A 23,163-nucleotide genomic window follows, 5' to 3' on the forward strand; every position below is an offset into this window, starting at 1 on the left:
AACCAATTAAAATCGGACTTTATAAAACAGAAACTTTCAAGTGTAGGTAGTTTTATGGCCTTGGCCGGAATAATTTCCTCCGTTCTTTCGCTCTTTGATTATAACCTAAGGATTTTAATGTGGATCGATTCTTGGGGAATAAACACCGGATGGGCCATACGTATTGGACTTATCGTTATAGGCGGCGTATTGTTTTTTGCTTTTAAAGAAGCCACTGAAGAAACTGATGCTCCGGCTGAAGCAACGGTAGATAAAGACCAAGAATAGCAGTCTTGAACCATAACATTAGGGACTCTTCCAGAAATAAATCTAGAAGGGTCTTTTTTATTTGTGTTTCGCTTCGATAACAAATTATAGTATCTTTACTTTTAAAGTTTTTATGAACCTTTTTCCGTCAAAACTATAGGTTTTTCGGAATCAATATATAAAATATGGGTTGTAGTAGTTGTTCTTCCGGTAAGGATGGGCAACCAAAGGGGTGCAAGAATAATGGTACTTGCGGTACAGATGGTTGCAATAAACTAACTGTTTTTGATTGGCTTTCCAACATGGCGCTTCCCAATGGGGAAAAGCCTTTTGAATTTGTTGAGGTTAGATTTAAGAACAGTAGAAAAGAATTTTTTAAGAATACGGACAATCTTTCACTTTCTATTGGCGATATTGTCGCTACACAGGCCCAGTCGGGTCATGATATTGGCATGGTTACGTTGACCGGAGAATTGGTCCGTGTACAAATGAAACGTAAAAAGGCCGATTTTAAGGCAGAAGACTTTCCTAAAATATATCGAAAAGCCAATCAGAAGGATATTGATATCTGGCAAAAATGTAGGGATAGGGAAGAGGAAATCAAAAAGCGTTCTCGGGAAATAGCCATTATCTTGAAGTTGCAGATGAAGATTTCCGATGTGGAATTTCAGGGCGATGGTTCCAAGGCCACTTTTTATTACACTGCCGAGGAACGGGTAGACTTTAGACAATTGATCAAGGATATGGCCAAGGCCTTCGGCATTCGTATAGAAATGCGCCAAATAGGCTACCGTCAAGAAGCCCAACGATTGGGAGGAATTGGTTCCTGTGGTCGCGAACTCTGTTGTTCCACTTGGTTAACGGATTTTCGTTCAGTAAGTACCTCTGCGGCGCGTTACCAACAACTTTCTTTAAATCCCCAAAAATTGGCAGGGCAGTGTGGAAAATTAAAGTGCTGCCTTAATTATGAGTTGGATGTGTACTTGGATGCCTTGAAAGATTTCCCCGGGCAAGACACCAAACTGTTTACCGAAAAAGGATTGGCTTTTTGCCAAAAGACAGATATATTCAAGGAAATGCTATGGTTTTCCTATAAAGAAGATCCGGCCAATTGGCATGTGCTTTCCAAGGACCAGGTAAACGAAATTCTAGATAAGAATAAACGAAAAGAGAAAGTTGCCAGTTTAGAGATGTACGTTTTGGAACAGGGCGTGGAAGAAAAAGTGGTTTTTGAAAATGTAGTAGGTCAGGATAGCCTGACCCGTTTTGATAAGCCAAAAAGAAGAAACAACAGAAACCGGAACAAAAAGAGAAGGAATAACAACAATAACAGAAAGCGAAATCAAAAAAATGCGTAGGCTCATTGGCTTTTTTGCAATCTTAATCGGTCTTGTTTCGTGCAAAACGGATATCGTTAAAAGTGAATACCGATCCTTGGGAGGGGATACTTGGAATAAAAATGACGTTTTAAAATTCAATTTTTCGGAATTGGATACGTTACAAAAACACAATGTGTTTATTAATGTTAGGAACGATGAAAGTTTCCCCTATAGTAACCTGTTCGTGATTGCCGCAATGACCACTCCGGAAGGAGAAGTAATTCAGGATACGTTGGAGTATACCATGGCTTTGCCGGACGGTACTTGGTTAGGAAAGGGAAACGGCAGCGTAAAGGAAAACAAATTATGGTACAAGGAAAACATCGTTTTTTCGGATACCGGCGTATATACAATTGAAGTATCCCATGCCATGCGAAAAAACGGAAGTGTCTCCGGTATCGTTGGCTTGGAGGGCATTTTGGATGTTGGGATAGAAATTACCAAAAGTAACCCCTAGATAATGGCTAAAACGGTTAAAAAAAATACGGTTAAAACTGGATTTGGAAAATATATCAAATGGCTTTGGATTCTTTTCGGATCAGGAGTTTTGCTGGTAGCTTTAGTATTTCTTTCGGCCTCGTGGGGTCTTTTTGGGGAACTTCCCCCATATGAATATTTGGAAAATCCGCAGACCAACCTTGCCTCCCAAATCATGTCTTCGGATGGAAAACTGATAGGAAAATTTTATTTGGATGATAACAGAACCAACGTTCCTTTTGAGGAACTTCCTGAAAATCTGGTAAATACTTTAATGGCAAGTGAGGATATACGTTTTCAGGATCACTCAGGGATCGATTGGTATGGCACATTAAGAGCTGCTTTTTATCTAGGGAAACGAGGAGGAGCTAGTACAATCACTCAACAACTGGCAAAACAATTATTTACTGGTCCGGCGGCAAGAGGTTGGGAAAGATATACCCAAAAAATAAAAGAGTGGGTATTGGCCGTTCGATTAGAACGAAGCTATACCAAAGAAGAAATTGTAAGTATGTATTTGAATATTTATGATTTTGGAAATAATGCCGATGGTATTCGTTCTGCTTCACGTATCTATTTTGGGAAAGAGCCCAAAGATTTAAAAATCGAAGAATCTGCCATGTTGGTAGGAATGTTGCAAAATTCCTCATTGTTCAATCCAATGCGTCGTGAAGAATTGACAAAGAAAAAAAGGAATATTGTTCTAGGCCAATTGGCCAGATATGATTTTATCACTGAAAAAGAAAAAGATTCTTTGCAGGCCACTAAAATGGACATCAATTTTAACCCTGAAAACCATAGGGAAGGATTGGCTACCTATTTTAGGATGTATTTGCAAAGATATATGAAAGGATGGATTGAGAAAAACCCAAAACCAGCACTAGATGGGGAACGTGATAAATGGAACATTTATTTGGATGGATTACGTATTTACACCACTATAGACTCTAAAATGCAAGCCAACGCGGAGGCTGCGGTAGAGGAACATATGTCTCGCTTACAAGCGGAGTTTTTCAACCAGAATACGAAAAAAAGAAATCCCACAACACCATTTTTAGATTTGACTACGGAAGAAACCGATCGCATTATGGAAAGAGCGATGAAAACTTCCGAGCGATGGCGAAAAATGAAAGCTGCCGGAAAATCCGAAAAGGAAATTAGAACTTCGTTTACTAAAAAGGCAGAAATGACGGTGTTTGATTGGAAAAGCGACACCCGTGAAAAAGATACTATTTTAACGCCTTTGGATTCCATCAGATATTACAAAACCTTTTTAAGGGCTTCCATGATGTCCATGGAACCACAGACCGGTCATGTTAAAGCTTGGGTGGGCGGTATTGATTACAAACATTTTCAATATGATAATGTAATACAAGGAGCTAGGCAGGCAGGCTCTACCTTTAAGCCATTTGTATATGCCGCGGCCATTGACCAATTGCGTTTGTCACCTTGCGAAACTTTGCCAGATACCCAATATTGTATTGAGGCCAATAAACATGGAAACCCTGAACCTTGGTGTCCAAGAAACTCCGATTTAAAATATTCGGGGAAAGATATGACCTTAAAGCATGCCTTGGCCAATTCGGTAAACACGGTCACTGCACAGTTAATAGATAAGGTGGGTCCTAAATCGGTTGTATCTATCGTTAAAAATCTTGGATTAACCAGGGAAATTCCTGAGGTACCTTCCATTGCTTTGGGAACGCCAGACTTCAATGTATATGAAATGGTGGGCGCTTACGGAACTTTTGCCAATCAGGGCGTTTATGTTAAACCGGTAATGGTCACGCGCATAGAAGATAAAAACGGTACGGTACTTTATGAATATGTTCCAGAAACCAAAGATGTATTGAGTAAAGAGGTTTCCTACGCCATGATAGATTTAATGAAAGGAGTTACCCAAGGGGGATCCGGAACAAGACTGCGCCATAGTTACAATAAAAATCAAACAGTCTATAAAGAGATTATTACGGGCTATCCGTATAATTTAACGAATCCGATAGCCGGTAAAACAGGAACTACGCAAAACAATAGTGATGGTTGGTTTATGGGCATGGTGCCTAATTTGGTCACTGGTGTTTGGGTAGGTGGTGAAGAACGCGCCACGCACTTTAAAAGCATTACTTACGGTCAAGGCGCATCTATGGCCTTGCCTATTTGGGGCTTATATATGACCAAAAACTATGCTGATGAGGAATTGAACGTTTCCAAAGAAGATTTTGAAAAACCTGAAAATATGAGTATTCAGACAGATTGTGTAAAATTTGCGGAAAACCAACAAACGGATGAGGATATCAAGGAAGATCTGGAAGATTTGGATTTTTAATTACCATCATTATAAATGGATTATAATAACCTGCTTTTCGGCAGGTTATTTTTTGCGTAAAATTTAAAATCAGGAACTAAAAAGTGGTACATTAGAAAAGGTTTTAATTTAAGGGATTATGATACGAAAAACAGTTCCAAATGTCGGCAGGGCGTTAGAAGGCGTCGCGGATAACATGACATTCATGCTCGGAGGTTTCGGGCTATGTGGCATACCGGAAAACGCGATTTCGGAATTAGTGAGGTTAGGCGTAAAAGACATTACCTGTATCTCCAATAATGCCGGTGTTGATGATTTTGGACTTGGATTATTGCTACAGCAACGCCAGATAAAAAAAATGATTTCCTCATATGTTGGGGAAAATGATGAGTTTGAACGGCAAATGTTAAGTGGAGAATTGGAAGTGGAACTTACCCCGCAAGGTACTTTGGCCGAAAAATGTAGGGCGGCTCAATCCGGATTCCCTGCTTTCTATACACCTGCAGGCTACGGAACTGAAGTTGCGGAAGGAAAGGAAACACGGGAATTCAATGGGAAAATGTATGTGATGGAGGAGGCTTTTAAGGCAGACTTTTCGTTTGTAAAAGCCTGGAAAGGTGATGAGGCCGGAAACTTGATTTTTAAGGGTACGGCAAGAAATTTTAACCCGTGTATGTGTGGTGCGGCCAAGATTACGGTCGCTGAGGTAGAGGAATTGGTTCCTGCTGGAGGATTGGACCCCAATGAAATTCATATCCCTGGAATATTTGTACAACGCATCTTTCAAGGGGAACACTATGAAAAGAGAATAGAGCAGAGAACAGTGAGGCAAAGAATTGATTAATTTAAAGATTTTTCAATTTGAAAATGAGAAGTGATAAGAAAAATTTAATAGTAGAGTTAACTTTCGAGTTTTCAATTAAAATCATTTCCTTTTCTGAGCAAATTAGGGATATAAAGAAGTTTGAGATGGCTTCCCAAATATTTAGAAGTGGCACTTCTATAGGAGCAAATGTAAGAGAAGCACAAAATGCAGAAAGTAAGGCAGATTTTATACATAAGTTAAAAATTTCTGCAAAAGAGGCTGATGAGTTGTTCTATTGGTTAAAGCTATGTGAGGCATCTAAACATTATCCAGCGCCCAAGCAAGAACTATTTCAAGAATTAGAATCGATTACATTGATTTTATCAAAAATAATAGGTACAAGCAAGAGAAGTAAATCTTCAAATTAGTACATCACCAAATTTTAAAATCGACAAAATGTTGGATAAGAACGGAATAGCAAAAAGAATAGCCAAAGAAGTACAAGACGGTTACTATGTCAACTTGGGTATTGGTATCCCAACCTTGGTGGCCAATTTTGTGCGGGAAGATATAAATGTAGAATTCCAAAGCGAAAATGGCGTATTGGGGATGGGCCCATTTCCTTTTGAAGGGGACGAGGATGCGGACATCATTAACGCTGGGAAACAAACGATAACTACCTTACCGGGAGCATCGTTCTTTGATTCTGCCATGAGCTTTGGAATGATAAGGGGCCAACATGTGGACCTCACTATATTAGGAGCTATGGAGGTTTCCGAAAATGGGGACATCGCCAATTGGAAAATACCGGGAAAGATGGTCAAAGGTATGGGAGGGGCTATGGACTTGGTAGCATCCGCAGAAAATATCATCGTGGCGATGATGCACACAAACAGAGCTGGAGCGTCCAAATTGCTTAAAAAATGCTCGCTGCCATTGACCGGAGTACAATGTGTTAAAAAAATAGTGACAAATATGGCCGTTCTAGAGGTAACTAAGGATGGCTTCTTATTATTAGAAAGAGCCCCCGGAGTTACCGTAACGGATATTGAAAATGCTACAGCCGGAAAGTTGATTGTTCCGAAGGATGTCCCGGAGATGATGATTGACTAGGGAAAGCGATTTTATCGACGAAAGGAAACCAATTGTTTTTTTCACAACATTTACGGGTGTGTTCACAACAATAATTTCAATAACAGTTCTTGTTGAGCGTATCTTTAACTCGTAGAAAATAAATATCCAAGTCAAAATATAACTTAGCCAAAATGAAATTCCGAAATAACATCGCATCAGAAGAAAGAGTACAAGTTTATAAAAACGATTTTTTTAGTGGAATTGTACTTCTGACCAAAAAACTATTTATGTTATAGATTTTTAAAAGAATCAAAACAAAAAGAGCAACCTCCCCAAGTTGCTCTTTTTTTATGCCCATTAATGAATGATTCTTTCACCATATTAAAATCTTTGGATTTTTTAATATTCCTGACTTAGTTCAAAACAAAATTTCTAGGAGAGTTTCATTTTATATTTACTCAGGTAGTATCACTTTATTAAATAATAAAATGTTAATAAATGCATTTCATCGATAAAAATTGTTTTTAATCGATGAAATTAATTAGATTTGTTTGGTTCGCAACAAGAATACTGTATTTGACCACAAAAATTACTATGTAGGAAAATTCTTTCATATATTTGAATTGTAATTAAAAGTGACCCCAAATCGCTTTATAAATCTTAACCTACAAATGAAAGTTTTTTTACAGTGCTTAGTAGTATGTGTCCTTGTTGTGTCTTGTTCAAAAATAGAGGAAAATAACGATGCCGTTATTGGAATTTGGAAAAATGAAGTAAAGACCGCGACCAATACCAATAAATTGGTAATCGATACTGAAGAGTGGATTTTTAATGATGTATATCTAGGTCGGTTTCACGGCTATAAAGATGGTGAGGTATCGTTTTTGAACGATTTTACCTGGACTTTGGAAGATAATGTTTACACCATTTCTTATACAGGGACTGATTTTCCAGATGAATATGTAATCATGGAGAAAACCGAAAACGGAACCATATTGAAAAAAGTATCAGGAGAGCTGTTCGCTAAGCGACAAAATTAAAATGTTTTATACCCAAAATGCCTACAATTATGCAAACCCAGATGAACCATAGACCAATTGTTCATGATGGCCAAAAGAAAACTCGTGGTAGTTTTTATGAAGGCCTGTTACAACTTACCAAGAAGTTATTCATGCTATAAACTTTTAGGTAAAAATCCCCCAGAAAGGAGCAAAATTATTTGCTCCTTTTCTTATTTTAGGGAATATGGTACTTCAATATGAAAAATGTGACGAAAGTAATCTTGAACAACTTTTAGAAATCTCTAAGAAAACCTTTAGTGATGCTTTTGAAACTGACAACGACCCAAACGATTTTAAAACGTATTTGAATGTCGCCTTTACCAAAGAAATACTTAATTCAGCCATAAACAATCCTAATATCGCTTTCTTTTTCACATACCTAGGCGAAAAACTTGTTGCTTATTTTAAACTAAATACGAGTGAGGCCCAAACCGATGTAAAATTATCGGAAAGTATGGAGTTGGAACGAATCTATGTCTTAAAAGAATTTCAGGGAAGAGGAATTGGGGAAGCCATACTTACCAAAATCAAAAAAATTGCATTTGAATCGGAAAAGGCATTTTTATGGCTTGGGGTCTGGGAGGAAAATCAAAGAGCCATAAAATTTTATCAGCGGCACGGTTTCTCCAAATTTGGAACACACCCTTACTTTATTGGAACAGACAAGCAGACCGATTGGTTAATGCGATATGATTTGGTTAACTTCATCCCTAAATAAAACCTAAAAATGAAAAAACTCGTTTACGGCTTCATTCTATATACCATGACCTTGCCCGTAAGAGGTCAGGAATACTATTTTCCAAAGAAAAATGAAGTTTGGGCAGATAAACCTGCCAAATCCTACAAAATAGACACAGAAAAGCTGGATGATGCCGTTTCTTTTGCCGAAAAAAATGAATACTCTGGCTCAAGAGATTTACGCATGGCCATTTTAAAAGGCTTCGAAAGAGAACCTTTCCATGAAATCCTAGGACCCACAAAAAAACGTGGTGGTCCTGCAGGAATAATTCTTAAAAACGGTTATATCATTGCCAAGTGGGGAGATACCAAACGGGTAGATATGACTTTTAGCGTGACCAAAAGCTTTTTGAGCACTATGGCAGGGCTGGCGGAGGATAAAGGTTTGATTGCCAACACAACCGATAACGTTATAGATTATATATGGGACGGTACTTTTGATGGGACTCACAACTCAAAAATCACTTGGGAGCATCTTTTACAGCAGAATTCGGCATGGTCCGGGGAGCTTTGGGGTGGAAAGGATTGGGCTGACCGTCCACCACGTGAAGGAGGCTTGGACGATTGGAAATTAGAAAAACCAAAAGAACCGGGTACTATGATGGAATATAACGATGTGCGGGTAAATGTTTTGGCCTATGCACTCACCCATATTTGGCGAAAGCCCATGCCATTGGTACTTAAGGAAAATATCATGGATAAAATAGGTGCTTCTACTACGTGGCGCTGGTATGGGTATGACCATGCATGGACAGAGGTGGACGGGTTGAAGATGAAATCGGTTACTGGTGGAGGGCATTCCGGGGCAGGGCTTTTTATCAATACAGAAGATATGGCGCGTTTTGGGATGTTGTTTCTAAATAATGGAAAGTGGAACCAAGAGCGGTTAATTAGTGAGTCTTGGATTCAAAAAGCTACAACACCTTCCAAACCTAATGCAAATTATGGTTACATGTGGTGGCTTAACAAAAAAGGAGAACGCCATTGGGAAGGACTTTCAGAAAATATATATTACGCAGCAGGGTTTGGCGGCAACTTCATTATTATTGATAAGGAACACGATTTAGTGGTAGTGACACGGTGGCTGGAACCTAACAAAATAGGAGAATTTATGAAATTGGTGAACGCTGCTTTAGATTAAAGTCCGTTAAGTATAGTTGCTGCTTTTCGTAAAGTTTCCTCCTTTTTGGCGAAACAGAAACGGAGCATATGATCATTTCTATCATTGAGGTTAAATTCGGAAACAGGGATACTTGCTATTTGGTGTTCCACTATCAATCGCTTTACGAATTCATCATCACGTTCATCCGTAATCTTGGAATAGTCCAAAAGCTGAAAAAAGGAACCTTGGCTCGGCATAAAGGTAAAACGGGAATCCTTAATGGCATTTAAAAAGAAGTCGCGCTTCTGTTGATAAAAAGCACCAAGGTTTAAATAATGACTTTCCGTTTTAAGATAGGTCGCCAATGCGTGCTGTACTGGTCTCGGCGCACAAAAAACATTAAATTGATGCACTTTTTGAAATTCTTGCATCAGTTCTTTGGGAGCCACACAGTAGCCAATTTTCCACCCGGTCACGTGAAAGGTTTTGCCGAAGGAAGAACAAATAATACTTCGGGAAGCCAAATCGGGAAAACGGGAGGCGCTTTGATGTTGTTCGCCATCAAAAATTAAATGTTCATATACTTCATCACTCAATAAGATAATATTGGTATCGCTCAAAATCTCCTGTAATTGCAGCATATCTTTCTTTGAAAAAATACGTCCGACAGGATTGTGAGGTGTATTGATGATGACCATTCTTGTTTTAGAGCTTATTTTCGTCTTAAAAAACTCCCAGTCTATTTGATAGCACGGTGCCTCTAATGATACATGAACAGGCACACCACCGTTTACCTTTATGGCCGGTTCATAACAATCATATGCAGGTTTTAGGACAATAACCTCATCGCCGGGGTGAACAAATGCGGTAATTGAGGTGAAGATAGCCTGTGTAGCTCCTGCAACCACGGTAATTTCCGAAATTGGGTCATAATATTTTTTATGCAGCTTTTTTATTTTGTGGGACAAAACTTCTCTTAATTCCAAAAGCCCCTGCATAGGTGAATATTGATTATGACCGTTTTCCATGGCTTGGTTTACCAACGCGATCAAGGAGGTATCTACTTCAAAGTCTGGAAAGCCTTGTGAAAGGTCTATTGCCTTATGCTTTCTGGCCAAATTACCTACGGTAGTGAAAATAGTGGTCCTTATTTTTGGTAACTTGGAGCGTATGTTCGGAGTCATTTTTAAAAATACACATTTATAGGATAAAAAAAGCCCGACATTTCTGTCGAGCTCTATACTGAATCATATAATGATTATGCATGTTGCGCTTCGTGCTTTCCTTCCTTAATCTCTTCGATTAATTTTGCGTTAAAGGCGGGTAAATCATTTGGATTTCTACTGGTTACAAATCCCTCGTCTACCACTACTTCTTGGTCTACCCAATGTGCTCCTGCGTTTACCAAATCATCTTTGATAGAATTAAAAGAAGTCAACTTTCTTCCTTTTACGACATCAGCACTAATCAATATTTGTGGTGCATGGCAAATGGCCGCTACCGGTTTCTTCGCCTTAAAGAAATCACGCACAAACAAAAGTGCATCTTCATTTCTTCTTAAGGTATCCGGATTAATGACTCCTCCTGGTAATACAAGCGCATTATACTCATCAACTTTAGCTTCGTTTAAGCTTCTGTCTACGGTATATGAATTAGACCAATTTCCGTTGGCCCAACCTTTGATTTTCCCTTTTTCGGGACTAATTACATCTACTTGGAAGCCTTCTTTTTCCATGGCCTCTTTTGGAGATTTTAATTCACTTTCTTCAAATCCATTTGTTGCTAAAATTGCAATCCTCTTCATTTGTTTTTGTTTTTAAGATTAATAATTCGTTTTCATTTAATATAAAATATAGAAGTGAAAATATCCGTTAAAACCCCTTTAAAATATGGGATTGAAAGGTTAATCGTATGTTAAATCAAATTGACGAATGTTAATTTGGGATAATATTTTTTAGATGGGCAATAACTTTCTGAAGGCAACTATCAAGATTCTTTTTGATTTCACTTTCCCAAAAACGAAATACAGTATTGCCCAATCTTTTAAGTTCGGCATTCACTTCTTGGTCACGTTGCATGTTACGTTCTATTTTAGCGATCCAGAAGTTGCGGTTTTAATTTGAGTTTACGTGCTGCCTAATGATGACCGATTTTGCATATGAAGTTGAAATATGGTTATAAAAGGTCGTTTAAATATTTCTTATCACCCTCTGCCTGTAACTGTAATGCCAATGAATTGTCAAAAGCAACTTTGGTCAATGCGATGATCGCTTTTGAGTTGGATTTTGTTAAGCTGTTAGTTCTATATACCACATCTCTAATGGTAGAAAAACTAATGCTTGTAAGTGCCGCTATATTGGCAAAATCATCTTTAGAGGTATTTCTTCTTAAAATAATCGATAATTTTTCACTAATGGGTTTTCCATAGTCATTTTCACTGAACATTGGCTGCAATGTATTAATCGTTGGTATTTTATCTTATTCTTCAGAACATATCATTAAGAATTGGCTTCTGTAATTTATTTACAAATAAAATAGTTACGCATTTTGCTATATTTGTTTGTAAACGAATTACAAATAGTGTAATTAATCTGCGTATTCAACAAAATATGTAAGAATATTACGCAATAATACAATATTATGTTTGTATTGAAAGAGCTGAGGCGAAAAAAAAATATAAATCAGACCGATTTGGCCCATGCGATAGGTGTTAGTTTGCGAACCATTCAATTATATGAAAAAAAAGATGCTAACATACCCATAAAAAATCTCACAAAAATTGCTCAATATTTTGACGTAAGTATTGCCGATCTATATTCACATGAAAGCGTGAACGAGAATGGAAGCACATATAGAAGGGAATCTAAAAAGCCGGATAAGCTCCATACGATATTTAAATTGAATCCAGGTAAGTATCTACTTGAAGTCCCTTTGGTAGTGGCGGAAGTATTTACGGAATATATACTTGAATATCAAAGCGTTACCTTTATGCAATCGTTGCCACATGTTGGTTTCATTATAGACCAAGTAGCGGTAAGCGATTACATAGCTTTTGAGATTACCAATGACGCTATGGACGATAATACTATATACAGGATTCCAAAAAAAGCCATCGCACTCGGTAAATCTATTTCAATACCTAATGTGAAGAAAAGATTGAAAAACACGTATGATGCCCATTGGATTATTGTTCATCAACGGGGTATTATGTGTAGGCAAATCATAGCGTATAACGCCAATCAAAAAACAATAACCTGTCATAGTCCGAACAAATCCCCGGAATATGTGGATTTTGATATCCATATGGATGAAATAGAACAGATTTTTGAAGTGGTGGGGATGCAGATTTAATCTATTTTGCTTTCTAAATGGGCAATAACCTCTTGAAGGCAACTATCAAGATTCTTTTTGATTTCGCTTTCCCAAAAACGGAACACCGTATAGCCCAATCTTTTAAGTTCGGCATTCACTTCTTGGTCGCGCTGCATATTGCGTTCTATTTTAGCGATCCAGAAGTCGCGGTTTGTTTTTATTTTGGGTTTGCGTGCTGCCCATTGGTAACCGTGCCAATATTCCCCATCAATAAAAATAACGGTCTTATATTTTTTTAAAGCGATATCAGGCTTGCCAATGAGCTTTTTATAATCTACCCGATAGCGATAGCCAGCAGCATAAAGCGCTTTTCTAAAAGCTAGTTCGGGCTTGGTATTCTTGCCCCGAATTTTACTCATGATTTTGGAGCGTTGGGGTGTAGTGTAAAACCCAGACTCTTCGTTGAAACGAGGGACTTTAATGCGCTCTTCCGAGTAATTCTTGGCCATATCCTAAATATATTAAATGTCTTGACGGATAGAAAACTAAACCGAAATTTAACAAATCTTGCGACCTTTAGGGCTATACTTTATCCGATATGGATAAACATTTATTTTTAGAAGTCAAAGTGACAGATATGAAAAATGAGCAACAAATCTTATATATCAACAGAATAAATAAAGTAGTAGAATATATAGATGCCAATCTGGACGCTGATTTGTCCCTGGAAAAATTGGCGGACATAGCCTGTTTCTCTCCTTTTCACTTTCATCGCATTTTCACCGCTTTATTAGAGGAAACACCGAACAACTATATTACAAGGGTAAGAATTGAAAAGATAGCTGGGCGCTTATTATTTAATGGGAATACGAATACGTTGACCAATCTAGCGCATCAATACGGTTTCAAGAGTATTCATTCATTTTCTAGAACGTTTAAGAAGTTTTACGGCATCAGTGCTTCTGAGTTTCAGAGAAGGGGGCAAAACGAGTTTAGCAAGATTGGTAAAATTGAAAGCAAGAAAGGAGAAAATAAAGTTTCCTTTCAAAAATACTTTTACACTATGGATAATCTTAAAAACTGGTTAGAGATGAAAACAAAAGTAGAAGTAAAAGTGATGCCCGAATTAAAGTTGGTACAGGTAAGGCATCAAGGGGCCTATGACAAAATTGGAAAAGCGTTTGAAAAATTGATGCAATGGGCAGGGCCGAGAGGATTATTGAATTTTCCAAAAACAAAAATGGCGGCAATCTACTACGATAGCCCTAGGATAACCGATGCTTCAAAAATGCAATCAAGTGCTTGTATCACTATTGATGATGACGTTGAGGTCACGGGCGAAGTTTCAAAAAACACCATTCCTGAAGGCAAGTTTGCTGTAGGTAGTTTTCAAATAAAGGCGGAAGAGTTTGAGAAAGCATGGAACAGTATGTCACTTTGGATTCCGGAAAATAATTTTGAATTAAGAGACGGTCATCATTATGAAATCTACCATAATGATGGTATGAGCCATCCCGAAGGTTTATTCTTTGTAGATATTTGTATCCCCGTTAAATAAAAAAATCCTGTGTTTCCTTATCATACGAAACACAGGACTTAAATTTTAACGGACGTAAAACCTATCCCTTGATATTTGCCGCTAAATATTCCCTATTCATACGGGCGATGTTCTCCAAGGAAATTCCTTTGGGACATTCCACTTCACAGGCTCCTGTATTGGTGCAGTTCCCAAAGCCTTCCAAATCCATTTGGCGAACCATATTCTGAACGCGGTCCGTAGCTTCTACCTGCCCTTGCGGCAGCAGTGCATACTGGGATACCTTGGCGGAGGTAAATAACATGGCACTTGCGTTTTTACAGGCTGCGACACAGGCTCCGCAACCAATGCAGGCAGCAGCGTAGAAAGCATCGTCCGCATCCGCTTTTTCAATGGGAATAGCGTTGGCGTCTATGGTGTTTCCGGATGTATTTACCGAAACATATCCGCCGGCTTGCTGTATTCTATCAAAAGCACTTCGGTCTACGATTAAATCTTTGATGACCGGGAATGCCTTTGCCCTGAACGGTTCAATAACAATTGTATCGCCATCATTGAACTTACGCATGTGTAACTGGCATGTAGTAATCAATCTATCCGGTCCATGGGGCTCCCCGTTAATCTGCAACGAACACGATCCGCAAATACCTTCGCGGCAATCATGGTCAAACTCTACAGGCTCTTCACCTTTTGTGATAAGATCTTCGTTCAGAACATCCATCATTTCGAGAAAAGACATATCTCCGTCTATTCCACCAATGGTATAATCCACCATCTTCCCTTTAGTGTTGGCATCTTTTTGACGCCATATCTTCAATGTTAATTTCATAACTATTTAGTTGTTCGTTGCCCGTTGCCCGTTGTTGGTCTTCACCTTCAGCGTACAACTACAACTATTTATAACTTCTAGTTTTTAATTCGATATTCTCATATACCAACGCTTCCTTATGAAGCACGGCATCCTTGGGCTCTCCTTTGTATTCCCATGCGGATACGAATTTGAAGTTTTTATCGTCACGCAACGCTTCACCTTCCGGGGTCTGGTATTCCTCGCGGAAATGACCTCCGCAGGACTCATTTCTCGTTAAGGCATCCTTTGCGAACAGTTCGCCCAATTCAAGGAAATCCGCTACACGGCCTGCTTTTTCCAATTCTTGGTTCTTGCTATCGGCCGTTCCGGGTACACGTACGTTTTCCCAGAAGTCCTTGCGCAGGGCGGAAATCTCATCAATGGCTTCCTGTAGCTCTTTTGCATTCCTGCTCATGCCACATTTGTTCCACATGATCTTGCCCAATTTCTTGTGATAGTAATCTACGGAATTGGTTCCTTGCCCGGTCATTAATTTCTCGATCCTATCGCGAACTTCTTTTTCAGAAGCGTCAAATTCTGGAGTGTCCGTTGGAATTTTACCGGTCCGGATATCTTTGGACAGATAGTCGCCAATGGTGTAAGGCAATACAAAATAACCATCGGCCAAACCTTGCATTAATGCGGAAGCACCCAATCTATTTGCGCCGTGATCACTAAAATTCGCCTCACCGGCCGCATAGCAACCTTCAACCGTAGTTTGCAGATTATAATCCACCCAAAGACCCCCCATGGTGTAATGTACCGCGGGATAAATCATCATTGGGGTTTTATATGGATTTTCATCTACGATTTTTTCGTACATCTGGAAGAGGTTTCCGTATTTTGCTTCTATGACTTCTTCACCTAGCGCCCGGATTGCTTTGTCATCGGCATCTTTCATACCGGAAGTCAATGCCTTTTCCTTTCCGTAACGCATAATGGCGGCATCGAAATCCAAATACACCGCTTCTCCCGTTTTGTTTACGCCAAAACCGGCATCACAACGCTCTTTCGCAGCTCTGGAAGCTACATCGCGTGGTACAAGGTTTCCAAAGGCGGGATAGCGTCTTTCCAAATAGTAATCCCTATCCTCTTCTTTAAGCTGTGTGGGTTTCAATTTTCCTTCACGTATGGCCTGGGCATCTTCCAATCTGGCAGGAACCCAAATGCGACCATCATTACGAAGGGATTCCGACATCAACGTTAGTTTGGACTGTGATTCCCCGGAAACCGGAATACAGGTAGGGTGAATTTGTGTGAAACACGGGTTGGCGAAAAAAGCCCCCCTACGATGCGCTCTCCATGCTGCCATAACATTGCTTCCCATCGCATTCGTGGAAAGGAAGAATACGTTGCCATAGCCCCCTGTGGCCAAAACCACGGCATGGGCAGAATGTCTTTCAATTTCCCCTGTAACCAAATTGCGTGCAATAATACCTCTCGCCTTACCATCGATTTTTACCAAATCCATCATTTCATGACGGTTGTAAGGCTTTATTTTACCGCGGTTTATTTGACGGTTCATAGCGGAATACGCACCTAACAATAATTGCTGACCGGTCTGTCCTTTCGCATAGAAGGTTCTGGAAACCAAAACCCCGCCAAAAGAACGGTTATCCAATAAACCACCATATTCACGGGCAAAAGGAACACCTTGGGCCACACATTGGTCAATAATATTGACCGACTCTTGTGCCAACCGATATACGTTGGCTTCACGAGAACGATAATCACCGCCTTTCACGGTATCATAAAACAGTCGGTAAGGACTATCACCGTCACCTTGATAATTTTTCGCTGCATTGATACCACCCTGTGCCGCAATGGAATGTGCACGTCTTGGTGAATCTTGATAGCAGAATGTCTTTACATTATAACCAAGCTCCGCTAAGGTTGCTGCGGCAGAACCTCCTGCCAAACCGGTACCTACTACGATTATATCTATGTTTCGTTTGTTTGCCGGATTAACAAGGTCAATTTCGTTTTTATGTTTTGTCCATTTGTCCGCTAACGGTCCAGATGGTATTTTAGAATCCAATACTCCCATACTTAATGTGTTATAGGGTTAAGGTGATGATATATTGCGATAAAGGCAAAACCTAAAGGAATTGCGACCGCAAAGATTTTAGTGAACGTCTGTATGGCAGGAGTGTACTTATTGTTGACGCCCATGGTCTGGAATGACGAAGCAAAACCATGCAATAAATGTAAGGCCAATAGTGCAAAAGCGATTACATACAGTACCACTCTCCAAATAGGCGCAAATTTTTCAACAGTTTCCGCATAATATCTTGTAGGGTCCTCCGGATTTGACTCAATGTACTTGTACGCCATTTCATGTACCCAAAAATCATACATATGCAACCCGATAAAAGCCAATACTACGGCTCCGGAAATAATCATGTTTCTGGAAATCCATGGTGCATTGGCACTTCCTTTATATTTTACATATCCTGTTCCACGGGCATTTCTGTTTTGAATTTCCAGAATAAAACCCATCACAAAGTGAATGATAACACCTGCAATCAATATAGGCTGCAATACATACTGTACCAAAGGGTTATAACCCATAAAATGGGACCAAGCGTTAAACGTATCAGGGTCTATTACAGAAGTAATATTAATGGTGAAGTGCTGACCAAGGAAAAAGACTAAAAAGAGACCGGATAGGGCCATTATGACTTTTCTAGCTATCGAAGATTTTATAAATCCGCTCATTTGTTGGTTTTTTAACTACACAAAGTTACGGCACGAACAAGTTATTAACAACTTTTCTACAGCTTTAGTATTCTATTTAGATAGATTTTAAGCAACTTGAAAAGGGTGTTTAATTTTTAACTAAAAAAGACTTGAAAAACAGGAAGAAGCCTAAACAAAAACCCTTGAAATGTCAAGGGTTTTATAAACTGGTCAAAGTAAGTTAAGCGAAGTAACTATTTCTTCAACATGAATTTAATTAAAATCTTCTCCTCACCCTAAAAAGGATGAGGGAAGAAACCATTTATTCAATAATATCAAAGTGGGCCATGATATCTTCGTAGGACATTTTGGTGTAGTCTATTTGAGACGTTTTGCTAGAGTTGTCGGAAGCTGGCTGACCACCGGGTATTAGTATATACCTGTACTCTTCAAATAGAGGGGTTCCGACAGAACTCCCATCTATTGATGAGACTTGAAACCTTAATATGCCCGGATCTTCAGCTCTAATGGAGTATTGGTTTGATGAAGATATCACAGGGAGCTGAAAAACATCCGGAGTGCCTATGAGAGGAATATTTTTTCCAAATCCCAAGATAACACCGTTGTTAATGATATCTTCGGTTAAATCGGGAGCATCCACCTCAAAACCTGAGCCTGTAGCAATGATGTTATTATCTAACTCCGAATCCATCCATTCGGAATAGATAACATTGGCCGTACCCGGTTCGCCCTGTTCTCCTTGAGGGCCCTCGGCGCCCGCTGGCCCTTGTTCCCCTTGAATGCCTTGAGGACCAACAGCACCGTCCTCCCCATCTTCAGGTGAACAAGCCATAAATAACGACCCTGCACAAAGAATTGTAAAAAATTGATTTCTGAATTTGATTGCTTTCATAATTTTAATTTATAATTATGCGGCAAACCTAATGGAGATAGGTACTTGGAGCGTCCTATATCTTTTAGTATGAAAGAATCAGGACAAAATCAAGCGTTTTTCTCGATATTCTGATGGCGTTAGTCCCGTATGCTTTTTAAAAGCGGAGTAAAAGGCCGATTTTGAGTTAAATCCGGCCTCCAGGCCAATGCCCAAAATAGTATAATTGGAAAATTTGGGGTCTGTCAATTTTAATTCGGCATCCCTTACCCTATACTGATTGATATAGTCGGAAAAGTTTTGATTGGAAATGGTATTGACCAATTGGGATAGGTATGTAACGCTTATATTCAAACGCTCGGACAGGGAAGATAAGCTCAACTCCGCATCCCGATAAATATGCTCCTTTTCCAAAAGGCGGGAAAGTTCTTTGAAATAGGCATTTTCATTGCTGATGGAAACAGTCGCTTTTTTAGAGATCTGGTTCAATTTTGCAGCGGTCAGTTTGCCGATCAACTGGAAAAGCAACAGATGTTTTTCCTTGAAAAATCCTTTTTTGGAATGCTCCGAATCCAGCACACCAAGGATGACACCCTCATATGTAATCGGCACTGCCAGTTCGGACTTTCTACGGATATCATCTTCGATATACCTTTTGTCGAGAGCAAGATTATCGATCAATTCCGGTATTCCCGTTTGAGCAACGGAACCTACAATACCCTTTCCCAAAGGTATTTCAATGGGGCTTAAAATCTTACGCGGCCCTACTTGTTTATTTCCAAAGGCTGCTTTTTGTATAAGTGTATTGTTGTCCTTGTCCAAAATATAGATAACACAGTCTTCCAGATTCAACTGGGAAATACAATTTCCCGTTATGCTCCACAAAACATCTTCCGGCTTATTTATGCCAAATAATGATGAGGCAAAATAACTTAATATGCCCGTAATGTCATATTGGCTTTCCTGTAGGGACTGTAATTCAGAGGAAGTGAATATCCTGTTCAATCTTTGCACTTGAAAATTTCCTGCAATTTCCTTCAGTTTTTCTTTTTCGCTCTCCTTCTCTCTTTTCAATTTTTTCAAGTGTTTGGAGCCATAAAACCAAAATGCATAATAAAAGCATAGAAACAAGAACCAAAGGGGATAATAAGGCCCATGCCCTCCAACATCAGGGTCTGCTTTGATATACATGATAACACCGACCCAAAGAAGGCATAGGACAACAAGCGTAGAATAAGACCGCCTGAGCCATTTGGTTTTTTTCATTACAATCTGATAGGGAAGCGAGCCCAAACCGTTCTCATATTTTCTAATGATCAAATAATTACAAACGCCCATGAACAATGAAAAGGATACCGCTAGATTTTCATCAAACTCCGCTCCTATGTATGCTACGGTCCGTTTGGAAATCCATGCATATCCAAAAACCGCATTTATTTTGACGAACGAATAATATAGGAAAGACAAAATGAAGGGGATTATTAGAAAATACCTATATCGTCTAAAAAGAGAAACCTTGTCCAAATAGGAGCAGGTAAATGCGGTAAAAAGTACGGGGGATAAAAATTGAAAAGGGATAAAAAGCAGCAGTAAGACCGGGTATGCTTGTACCGCTTTAGTATCTATCAACATGAGTTGCAACACTACAATATTTCCGGTGATAATAAACCAATATAGATATTTTGCCGTTCTATTTTTTTTAAAATACAACAGTTTTTCAATAGATAGCAATGTAATGGCACAAGAGGCTATTATTATGATAGTGTTATAGATATTCAATGTATTGGGGCATTTATTCTATATAAAAATAGGTTTAAGAAAGATTAATTTTTCTAATTTGTTTGCCGTTTGCACCGATACCTGTACGGTTGAGTAGAAAGCTAGTGTGGTTGGTAAAAACAGGACACTTTAAGAATTAATATCAAAATGAATTGGCTCAAATCCCTTTTTTGACCGATATTGATGATTCATTAATAAAAGACTGTTCCCAAGCAATGAATATTGGACTTCTTTCCGTAAGTATGAATGTATATTCTACTAAAAGAATTGCTGAGGAGGCTCAAAAAGCCGGACACTACATTGAGCAAATTGACCACACCAAGTGCTCCGTAAAATTGGGGTCCGGAAAACCTAAAATTTTTCTTAGGGAAGAAGATATTACAGGGGAGTTTGATGCCATTATTCCCAGAATAGGGACAAAAGTAACACGTCACGGTGTTGCCATCGTAAAGCAGTTTGAAATGAACAACGTCTTTAGTACCGCACGTTCCTTGAGTATTGCAAGGGCACGTAATAAAGTCAGGACGCTTCAAATTATGGCGCGAAAAGGAATTCCTATTCCGGAAACGTTGTTTTCCATTAATCCGGACAACATCAAAGAGCAGATAGAAATCTTGGGCGGCACTCCTGTTATCATAAAAATTCAGGAAGGCACGCAAGGGATGGGGGTCATCTTGGCGGAATCAAAAAAATCGGCAAAATCCATCATCGATACTTTTTATAAGATGGATACGAGTATTTTGTTACAGCGATATATTGAAGAAAGCAATGGAGAGGACATTCGGATTATTGTTGTAGGGCACAAAATTGTGGCCAGTATGAAGCGCACGAGCGAACTCGGTGATTTTCGTTCCAACGTACACCGTGGCGGTACGACCGAGGCCGTAAAACTTTCGGCCAAGGAACAATTTATTGCACTCAATGCCACAAAGTATTTGGGACTTGGTGTTGCCGGGGTAGATTTGATCCGCTCCAAAAAAGGACCGTTGTTGATAGAGGTGAACGCTTCGCCAGGCTTGCAGGGCATAGAAGCAGCTACGGGAGTGAACGTAGCCGAGGAGATTATAAAATTTGTGGAGAAGAATGGACGTAGAAAGCGCAAATAAAAGTATTGTTATAGGAGGAGTATCCGTATCTCCGGGAGAGGAGAAATTGCTCAAAATAGGGATTGACCGTTTACCAACGGGTACTCTTATAGATATACCGGTCTATGTATTCAACGCCAGAAAACCAGGACCAACAGTATTGATTCAGGCAGGACTCCATGGCGATGAAATCAATGGTATAGAAATAGTGAGGCGCATGCTGGAGGAGAAATCCCTGAATGTCATCTCAGGTGCCATCATTGCCGTTCCCATTCTGAATATTTTCGGATTCATTCATTTTTCCCGTGATGTACCGGATGGTAAAGATGTAAACCGAAGTTTCCCAGGAACCAAATCCGGTTCTATGGCCAGCCGCATCGCCTTTCATTACGTTACCGAAATTATGCATCAAATTGATGTTGCTATAGACTTGCACACAGGGGGAGGCCAGCGTCATAATTATCCCCAAATACGTTTTACCCAAGAAGATGAAAGAAGTGCCCATTTGGCAAAAATTTTTAATGCTCCTATTTCCTTTCCTTCCAAGCTCATTAGAGGTTCTTTTAGAAATGCAGCTTTTAAAATGGGCAAACCAACTATTGTTTATGAGGCAGGGGAGAGTATGCGTTTTGACGATTACTCCATTCAAAAAGGAATCGAAGGCATTGGGAACATATTGCAATATTTAAAAATGATCAGTAAGAACGAATCAAACCTTCATACTGAAAATACTACCGTTCAACTCAACGATCGCAGATGGCTCAGAGCCCCAACGGCAGGGATGTTCGTTCCAAAAGTAATCAATGGCGGAGAGATCCATAAAGGTCAGGAACTAGGATTGGTCTCCGATACGTATGCCAAGAAAACCAAAAAAATAAAAGCTCCTTTTGATGGCCATTTGATCTGTATCAATCACCAAGCGGTGGTCAATCAAGGAGATGCACTTTTTCATGTCGGGAGTGTTGTGAACAACAAATCGTAAGGGGTATGAAAAATCATTGGAAAGCACTAAGCTACACCTCTAAATTCTCTATCATTGCCTGCTTGGTTTGTTTTGTTCTGGGTTTTTTAAGTATGGGACTCACGGGAGGACTGCTTTATTATACGGTATTTTTCGTTTTGGGAAATTTTCCACACTTAGACGAAATCCACGGGGATTGGGTCTGGCCGGCAATGCTTCTTATAAGTTGGCTTTTTCCCTTGGGTTTTATTTTTGGAGGACTTGCATGGCATTATTTAAAAGAAAAGGTAGAAAGCAGGATACTACTTGTAGTTATATATGTAGTCACTGTGTGGTCATGGATAGCTTTTCTTTGGTATATGACTCTATTGGCAAATAACAAAGTGATGTGACCGCAATACTAGTCTTATTCTTTTTGGGAAGCGAGTTTTTCCAAACTCCATGTGATAGCTTCTTCCAAATCTGTAAACTTAGGGATGCTTTTTCTAAAAAAGAACCGCTCCAAGATAAGGCTGGACATACTTCCCTGAGTGCTTCCCACAACGGAATAAAAGTTGAGCTTCGCTCGGTTTCTATAAAATTTTATCCAGTCCAACGGCATAATGTAGTAATTGTTTATTCGATTTGAAATGTAAACGACCGGAGCTTTGTTCCCATTAATTTGGTGTGCTGCGTGCATAGCCTTCTCGGCCATTTTCCAACTGAAAATCACGCCTTCGTTCATTTCGGAAATGACCAAATCGTCAAAAAAATAGAAAACCCCAAATTCAAATTCCCTTACCTCTCTAATATTTTTGAAAAAGCCGAGCTCTTTGACGCGCTTCATAGGTGGTTGGTGTTTTAAGCGGAGGTAAATATAATGATATCTTATAATTTTTTTC

26 protein-coding genes are annotated in these 23,163 nt (G+C 39.3%); 15 read left to right on the forward strand and 11 right to left on the reverse strand.

Annotated elements, in window-relative coordinates:
• Positions 1-54 precede the first annotated feature (54 nt).
• From ACKWBX_RS00780 to ACKWBX_RS00825, 10 genes are all read left to right on the forward strand, one after another.
• Complete coding sequence (locus ACKWBX_RS00780) at positions 55-267, forward strand: hypothetical protein (protein WP_413966730.1); 213 nt, start codon at positions 55-57, stop codon at positions 265-267.
• Between the two features lie 164 nt (positions 268-431).
• Positions 432-1,604 (forward strand): PSP1 domain-containing protein, encoded by a 1,173-nt coding sequence (locus ACKWBX_RS00785; RefSeq protein ID WP_413966731.1) that lies wholly within the window; start codon positions 432-434, stop codon positions 1,602-1,604.
• Complete coding sequence (locus ACKWBX_RS00790; protein ID WP_413966732.1) at positions 1,597-2,082, forward strand: gliding motility lipoprotein GldH; 486 nt, start codon at positions 1,597-1,599, stop codon at positions 2,080-2,082. Before ACKWBX_RS00785 ends, ACKWBX_RS00790 begins: the two co-directional genes overlap by 8 nt.
• A gap of 3 nt (positions 2,083-2,085) precedes the next feature.
• Positions 2,086-4,428, forward strand: coding sequence for a penicillin-binding protein 1A (locus ACKWBX_RS00795; protein ID WP_413966733.1), 2,343 nt, complete (start codon positions 2,086-2,088; stop codon positions 4,426-4,428).
• Positions 4,429-4,546: 118 nt separating this feature from the next.
• Positions 4,547-5,251 (forward strand): CoA transferase subunit A, encoded by a 705-nt coding sequence (locus tag ACKWBX_RS00800; protein WP_413966734.1) that lies wholly within the window; start codon positions 4,547-4,549, stop codon positions 5,249-5,251.
• Between the two features lie 23 nt (positions 5,252-5,274).
• Positions 5,275-5,640, forward strand: a complete 366-nt coding sequence (locus ACKWBX_RS00805; protein WP_413966735.1) for a four helix bundle protein — start codon at positions 5,275-5,277, stop codon at positions 5,638-5,640.
• Positions 5,641-5,668: 28 nt separating this feature from the next.
• Positions 5,669-6,325: a 3-oxoacid CoA-transferase subunit B gene (locus ACKWBX_RS00810; RefSeq protein WP_413966736.1), complete on the forward strand. Its 657-nt coding sequence runs from the start codon at positions 5,669-5,671 to the stop codon at positions 6,323-6,325.
• Positions 6,326-6,957: 632 nt separating this feature from the next.
• Positions 6,958-7,326, forward strand: coding sequence for a hypothetical protein (locus ACKWBX_RS00815; protein WP_413966737.1), 369 nt, complete (start codon positions 6,958-6,960; stop codon positions 7,324-7,326).
• 205 nt (positions 7,327-7,531) lie between these two features.
• Complete coding sequence (locus ACKWBX_RS00820; protein WP_413966738.1) at positions 7,532-8,065, forward strand: GNAT family N-acetyltransferase; 534 nt, start codon at positions 7,532-7,534, stop codon at positions 8,063-8,065.
• 9 nt (positions 8,066-8,074) lie between these two features.
• Complete coding sequence (locus ACKWBX_RS00825) at positions 8,075-9,226, forward strand: serine hydrolase domain-containing protein (protein WP_413966739.1); 1,152 nt, start codon at positions 8,075-8,077, stop codon at positions 9,224-9,226.
• Here ACKWBX_RS00825 and ACKWBX_RS00830 read toward each other — a convergent pair.
• From ACKWBX_RS00830 to ACKWBX_RS00845, 4 genes are all read right to left on the reverse strand, one after another.
• Positions 9,223-10,371, reverse strand: a complete 1,149-nt coding sequence (locus tag ACKWBX_RS00830; RefSeq protein ID WP_413966740.1) for a methionine aminotransferase — start codon at positions 10,369-10,371, stop codon at positions 9,223-9,225. The two genes, ACKWBX_RS00825 and ACKWBX_RS00830, sit on opposite strands and share 4 nt — an antisense overlap.
• 74 nt (positions 10,372-10,445) lie before the next feature.
• Entirely contained in the window at positions 10,446-10,991 is a 546-nt protein-coding gene (locus tag ACKWBX_RS00835; protein WP_413966741.1) for a type 1 glutamine amidotransferase domain-containing protein, read from the reverse strand.
• Between the two features lie 130 nt (positions 10,992-11,121).
• Positions 11,122-11,265 (reverse strand): DUF559 domain-containing protein, encoded by a 144-nt coding sequence (locus tag ACKWBX_RS00840; protein WP_413966742.1) that lies wholly within the window; start codon positions 11,263-11,265, stop codon positions 11,122-11,124.
• A gap of 97 nt (positions 11,266-11,362) precedes the next feature.
• Positions 11,363-11,632 (reverse strand): hypothetical protein, encoded by a 270-nt coding sequence (locus ACKWBX_RS00845; RefSeq protein ID WP_413966743.1) that lies wholly within the window; start codon positions 11,630-11,632, stop codon positions 11,363-11,365.
• 195 nt (positions 11,633-11,827) lie between these two features.
• Between ACKWBX_RS00845 and ACKWBX_RS00850 the strand changes: the two genes are divergently transcribed.
• Complete coding sequence (locus ACKWBX_RS00850) at positions 11,828-12,538, forward strand: helix-turn-helix domain-containing protein (protein ID WP_413966744.1); 711 nt, start codon at positions 11,828-11,830, stop codon at positions 12,536-12,538.
• On the opposite strand, the gene ACKWBX_RS00855 is transcribed toward ACKWBX_RS00850, so the two are convergent.
• On the reverse strand, positions 12,535-13,008 hold the full coding sequence (locus tag ACKWBX_RS00855) for a very short patch repair endonuclease (protein ID WP_413966745.1): 474 nt from the start codon (positions 13,006-13,008) through the stop codon (positions 12,535-12,537). The two genes, ACKWBX_RS00850 and ACKWBX_RS00855, sit on opposite strands and share 4 nt — an antisense overlap.
• 89 nt (positions 13,009-13,097) lie before the next feature.
• On the opposite strand from ACKWBX_RS00855, the gene ACKWBX_RS00860 reads away from it, so the two are divergent.
• A complete protein-coding gene (locus ACKWBX_RS00860) occupies positions 13,098-14,057 on the forward strand; it encodes an AraC family transcriptional regulator (protein ID WP_413966746.1) in 960 nt (319 codons plus the stop codon).
• Positions 14,058-14,118: 61 nt separating this feature from the next.
• On the opposite strand, the gene ACKWBX_RS00865 is transcribed toward ACKWBX_RS00860, so the two are convergent.
• The 5 genes from ACKWBX_RS00865 to ACKWBX_RS00885 all read right to left on the reverse strand — a co-directional run bounded on the left by ACKWBX_RS00865 (position 14,119) and on the right by ACKWBX_RS00885 (position 20,236).
• Positions 14,119-14,865, reverse strand: coding sequence for a succinate dehydrogenase/fumarate reductase iron-sulfur subunit (locus tag ACKWBX_RS00865; RefSeq protein ID WP_413966747.1), 747 nt, complete (start codon positions 14,863-14,865; stop codon positions 14,119-14,121).
• A gap of 64 nt (positions 14,866-14,929) precedes the next feature.
• Entirely contained in the window at positions 14,930-16,933 is a 2,004-nt protein-coding gene (locus ACKWBX_RS00870) for a fumarate reductase/succinate dehydrogenase flavoprotein subunit (RefSeq protein ID WP_413966748.1), read from the reverse strand.
• Positions 16,934-16,935: 2 nt separating this feature from the next.
• Entirely contained in the window at positions 16,936-17,604 is a 669-nt protein-coding gene (locus ACKWBX_RS00875) for a succinate dehydrogenase cytochrome b subunit (protein WP_413966749.1), read from the reverse strand.
• A 283-nt stretch (positions 17,605-17,887) separates the two neighbouring features.
• Positions 17,888-18,478: a hypothetical protein gene (locus ACKWBX_RS00880; RefSeq protein ID WP_413966750.1), complete on the reverse strand. Its 591-nt coding sequence runs from the start codon at positions 18,476-18,478 to the stop codon at positions 17,888-17,890.
• A 78-nt stretch (positions 18,479-18,556) separates the two neighbouring features.
• The gene (locus ACKWBX_RS00885; protein ID WP_413966751.1) at positions 18,557-20,236 is read right to left on the reverse strand and encodes a helix-turn-helix domain-containing protein; all 1,680 of its coding nucleotides are present in this window, start codon (positions 20,234-20,236) and stop codon (positions 18,557-18,559) included.
• Positions 20,237-20,388: 152 nt separating this feature from the next.
• Here ACKWBX_RS00885 and ACKWBX_RS00890 point away from each other — a divergent pair, with 152 nt between their 5' ends.
• Genes ACKWBX_RS00890 through ACKWBX_RS00900 form a run of 3 tightly spaced genes read left to right on the forward strand, consistent with a single transcriptional unit; the run spans position 20,389 to position 22,674 of the window.
• Entirely contained in the window at positions 20,389-21,342 is a 954-nt protein-coding gene (locus tag ACKWBX_RS00890; protein ID WP_413966752.1) for a RimK family alpha-L-glutamate ligase, read from the forward strand.
• Positions 21,320-22,303 (forward strand): succinylglutamate desuccinylase/aspartoacylase family protein, encoded by a 984-nt coding sequence (locus tag ACKWBX_RS00895; RefSeq protein WP_413966753.1) that lies wholly within the window; start codon positions 21,320-21,322, stop codon positions 22,301-22,303. Before ACKWBX_RS00890 ends, ACKWBX_RS00895 begins: the two co-directional genes overlap by 23 nt.
• A 5-nt stretch (positions 22,304-22,308) precedes the next feature.
• On the forward strand, positions 22,309-22,674 hold the full coding sequence (locus tag ACKWBX_RS00900; RefSeq protein WP_413966754.1) for a hypothetical protein: 366 nt from the start codon (positions 22,309-22,311) through the stop codon (positions 22,672-22,674).
• 14 nt (positions 22,675-22,688) lie between these two features.
• Here the strand turns inward: ACKWBX_RS00900 and ACKWBX_RS00905 are convergent, their stop codons facing one another.
• Entirely contained in the window at positions 22,689-23,108 is a 420-nt protein-coding gene (locus ACKWBX_RS00905; RefSeq protein ID WP_413966755.1) for a hypothetical protein, read from the reverse strand.
• Positions 23,109-23,163: the final 55 nt, after the last annotated feature.

Source organism: Maribacter algae (assembly GCF_047345745.1).
Taxonomy (GTDB): Bacteria; Bacteroidota; Bacteroidia; order Flavobacteriales; family Flavobacteriaceae; genus Maribacter.

Bases quoted from the DNA above. Each gene is read 5' to 3' on its own strand.
- ACKWBX_RS00805 (WP_413966735.1), top strand. From the start codon at position 5,275: ATGAGAAGTGATAAGAAAAATTTAATAGTAGAGTTAACTTTCGAGTTT.
- ACKWBX_RS00825 (WP_413966739.1), top strand. From the start codon at position 8,075: ATGAAAAAACTCGTTTACGGCTTCATTCTATATACCATGACCTTGCCC.
- ACKWBX_RS00895 (WP_413966753.1), top strand. From the start codon at position 21,320: ATGGACGTAGAAAGCGCAAATAAAAGTATTGTTATAGGAGGAGTATCC.
- ACKWBX_RS00800 (WP_413966734.1), top strand. From the start codon at position 4,547: ATGATACGAAAAACAGTTCCAAATGTCGGCAGGGCGTTAGAAGGCGTC.
- ACKWBX_RS00865 (WP_413966747.1), bottom strand. From the start codon at position 14,865: ATGAAATTAACATTGAAGATATGGCGTCAAAAAGATGCCAACACTAAA.
- ACKWBX_RS00845 (WP_413966743.1), bottom strand. From the start codon at position 11,632: ATGTTCAGTGAAAATGACTATGGAAAACCCATTAGTGAAAAATTATCG.
- ACKWBX_RS00870 (WP_413966748.1), bottom strand. From the start codon at position 16,933: ATGGGAGTATTGGATTCTAAAATACCATCTGGACCGTTAGCGGACAAA.
- ACKWBX_RS00905 (WP_413966755.1), bottom strand. From the start codon at position 23,108: ATGAAGCGCGTCAAAGAGCTCGGCTTTTTCAAAAATATTAGAGAGGTA.
- ACKWBX_RS00795 (WP_413966733.1), top strand. From the start codon at position 2,086: ATGGCTAAAACGGTTAAAAAAAATACGGTTAAAACTGGATTTGGAAAA.
- ACKWBX_RS00880 (WP_413966750.1), bottom strand. From the start codon at position 18,478: ATGAAAGCAATCAAATTCAGAAATCAATTTTTTACAATTCTTTGTGCA.
- ACKWBX_RS00830 (WP_413966740.1), bottom strand. From the start codon at position 10,371: ATGACTCCGAACATACGCTCCAAGTTACCAAAAATAAGGACCACTATT.
- ACKWBX_RS00810 (WP_413966736.1), top strand. From the start codon at position 5,669: ATGTTGGATAAGAACGGAATAGCAAAAAGAATAGCCAAAGAAGTACAA.
- ACKWBX_RS00780 (WP_413966730.1), top strand. From the start codon at position 55: ATGGCCTTGGCCGGAATAATTTCCTCCGTTCTTTCGCTCTTTGATTAT.
- ACKWBX_RS00860 (WP_413966746.1), top strand. From the start codon at position 13,098: ATGGATAAACATTTATTTTTAGAAGTCAAAGTGACAGATATGAAAAAT.
- ACKWBX_RS00785 (WP_413966731.1), top strand. From the start codon at position 432: ATGGGTTGTAGTAGTTGTTCTTCCGGTAAGGATGGGCAACCAAAGGGG.
- ACKWBX_RS00840 (WP_413966742.1), bottom strand. From the start codon at position 11,265: ATGCAACGTGACCAAGAAGTGAATGCCGAACTTAAAAGATTGGGCAAT.
- ACKWBX_RS00790 (WP_413966732.1), top strand. From the start codon at position 1,597: ATGCGTAGGCTCATTGGCTTTTTTGCAATCTTAATCGGTCTTGTTTCG.
- ACKWBX_RS00855 (WP_413966745.1), bottom strand. From the start codon at position 13,008: ATGGCCAAGAATTACTCGGAAGAGCGCATTAAAGTCCCTCGTTTCAAC.
- ACKWBX_RS00900 (WP_413966754.1), top strand. From the start codon at position 22,309: ATGAAAAATCATTGGAAAGCACTAAGCTACACCTCTAAATTCTCTATC.
- ACKWBX_RS00820 (WP_413966738.1), top strand. From the start codon at position 7,532: ATGGTACTTCAATATGAAAAATGTGACGAAAGTAATCTTGAACAACTT.
- ACKWBX_RS00835 (WP_413966741.1), bottom strand. From the start codon at position 10,991: ATGAAGAGGATTGCAATTTTAGCAACAAATGGATTTGAAGAAAGTGAA.
- ACKWBX_RS00815 (WP_413966737.1), top strand. From the start codon at position 6,958: ATGAAAGTTTTTTTACAGTGCTTAGTAGTATGTGTCCTTGTTGTGTCT.
- ACKWBX_RS00875 (WP_413966749.1), bottom strand. From the start codon at position 17,604: ATGAGCGGATTTATAAAATCTTCGATAGCTAGAAAAGTCATAATGGCC.
- ACKWBX_RS00850 (WP_413966744.1), top strand. From the start codon at position 11,828: ATGTTTGTATTGAAAGAGCTGAGGCGAAAAAAAAATATAAATCAGACC.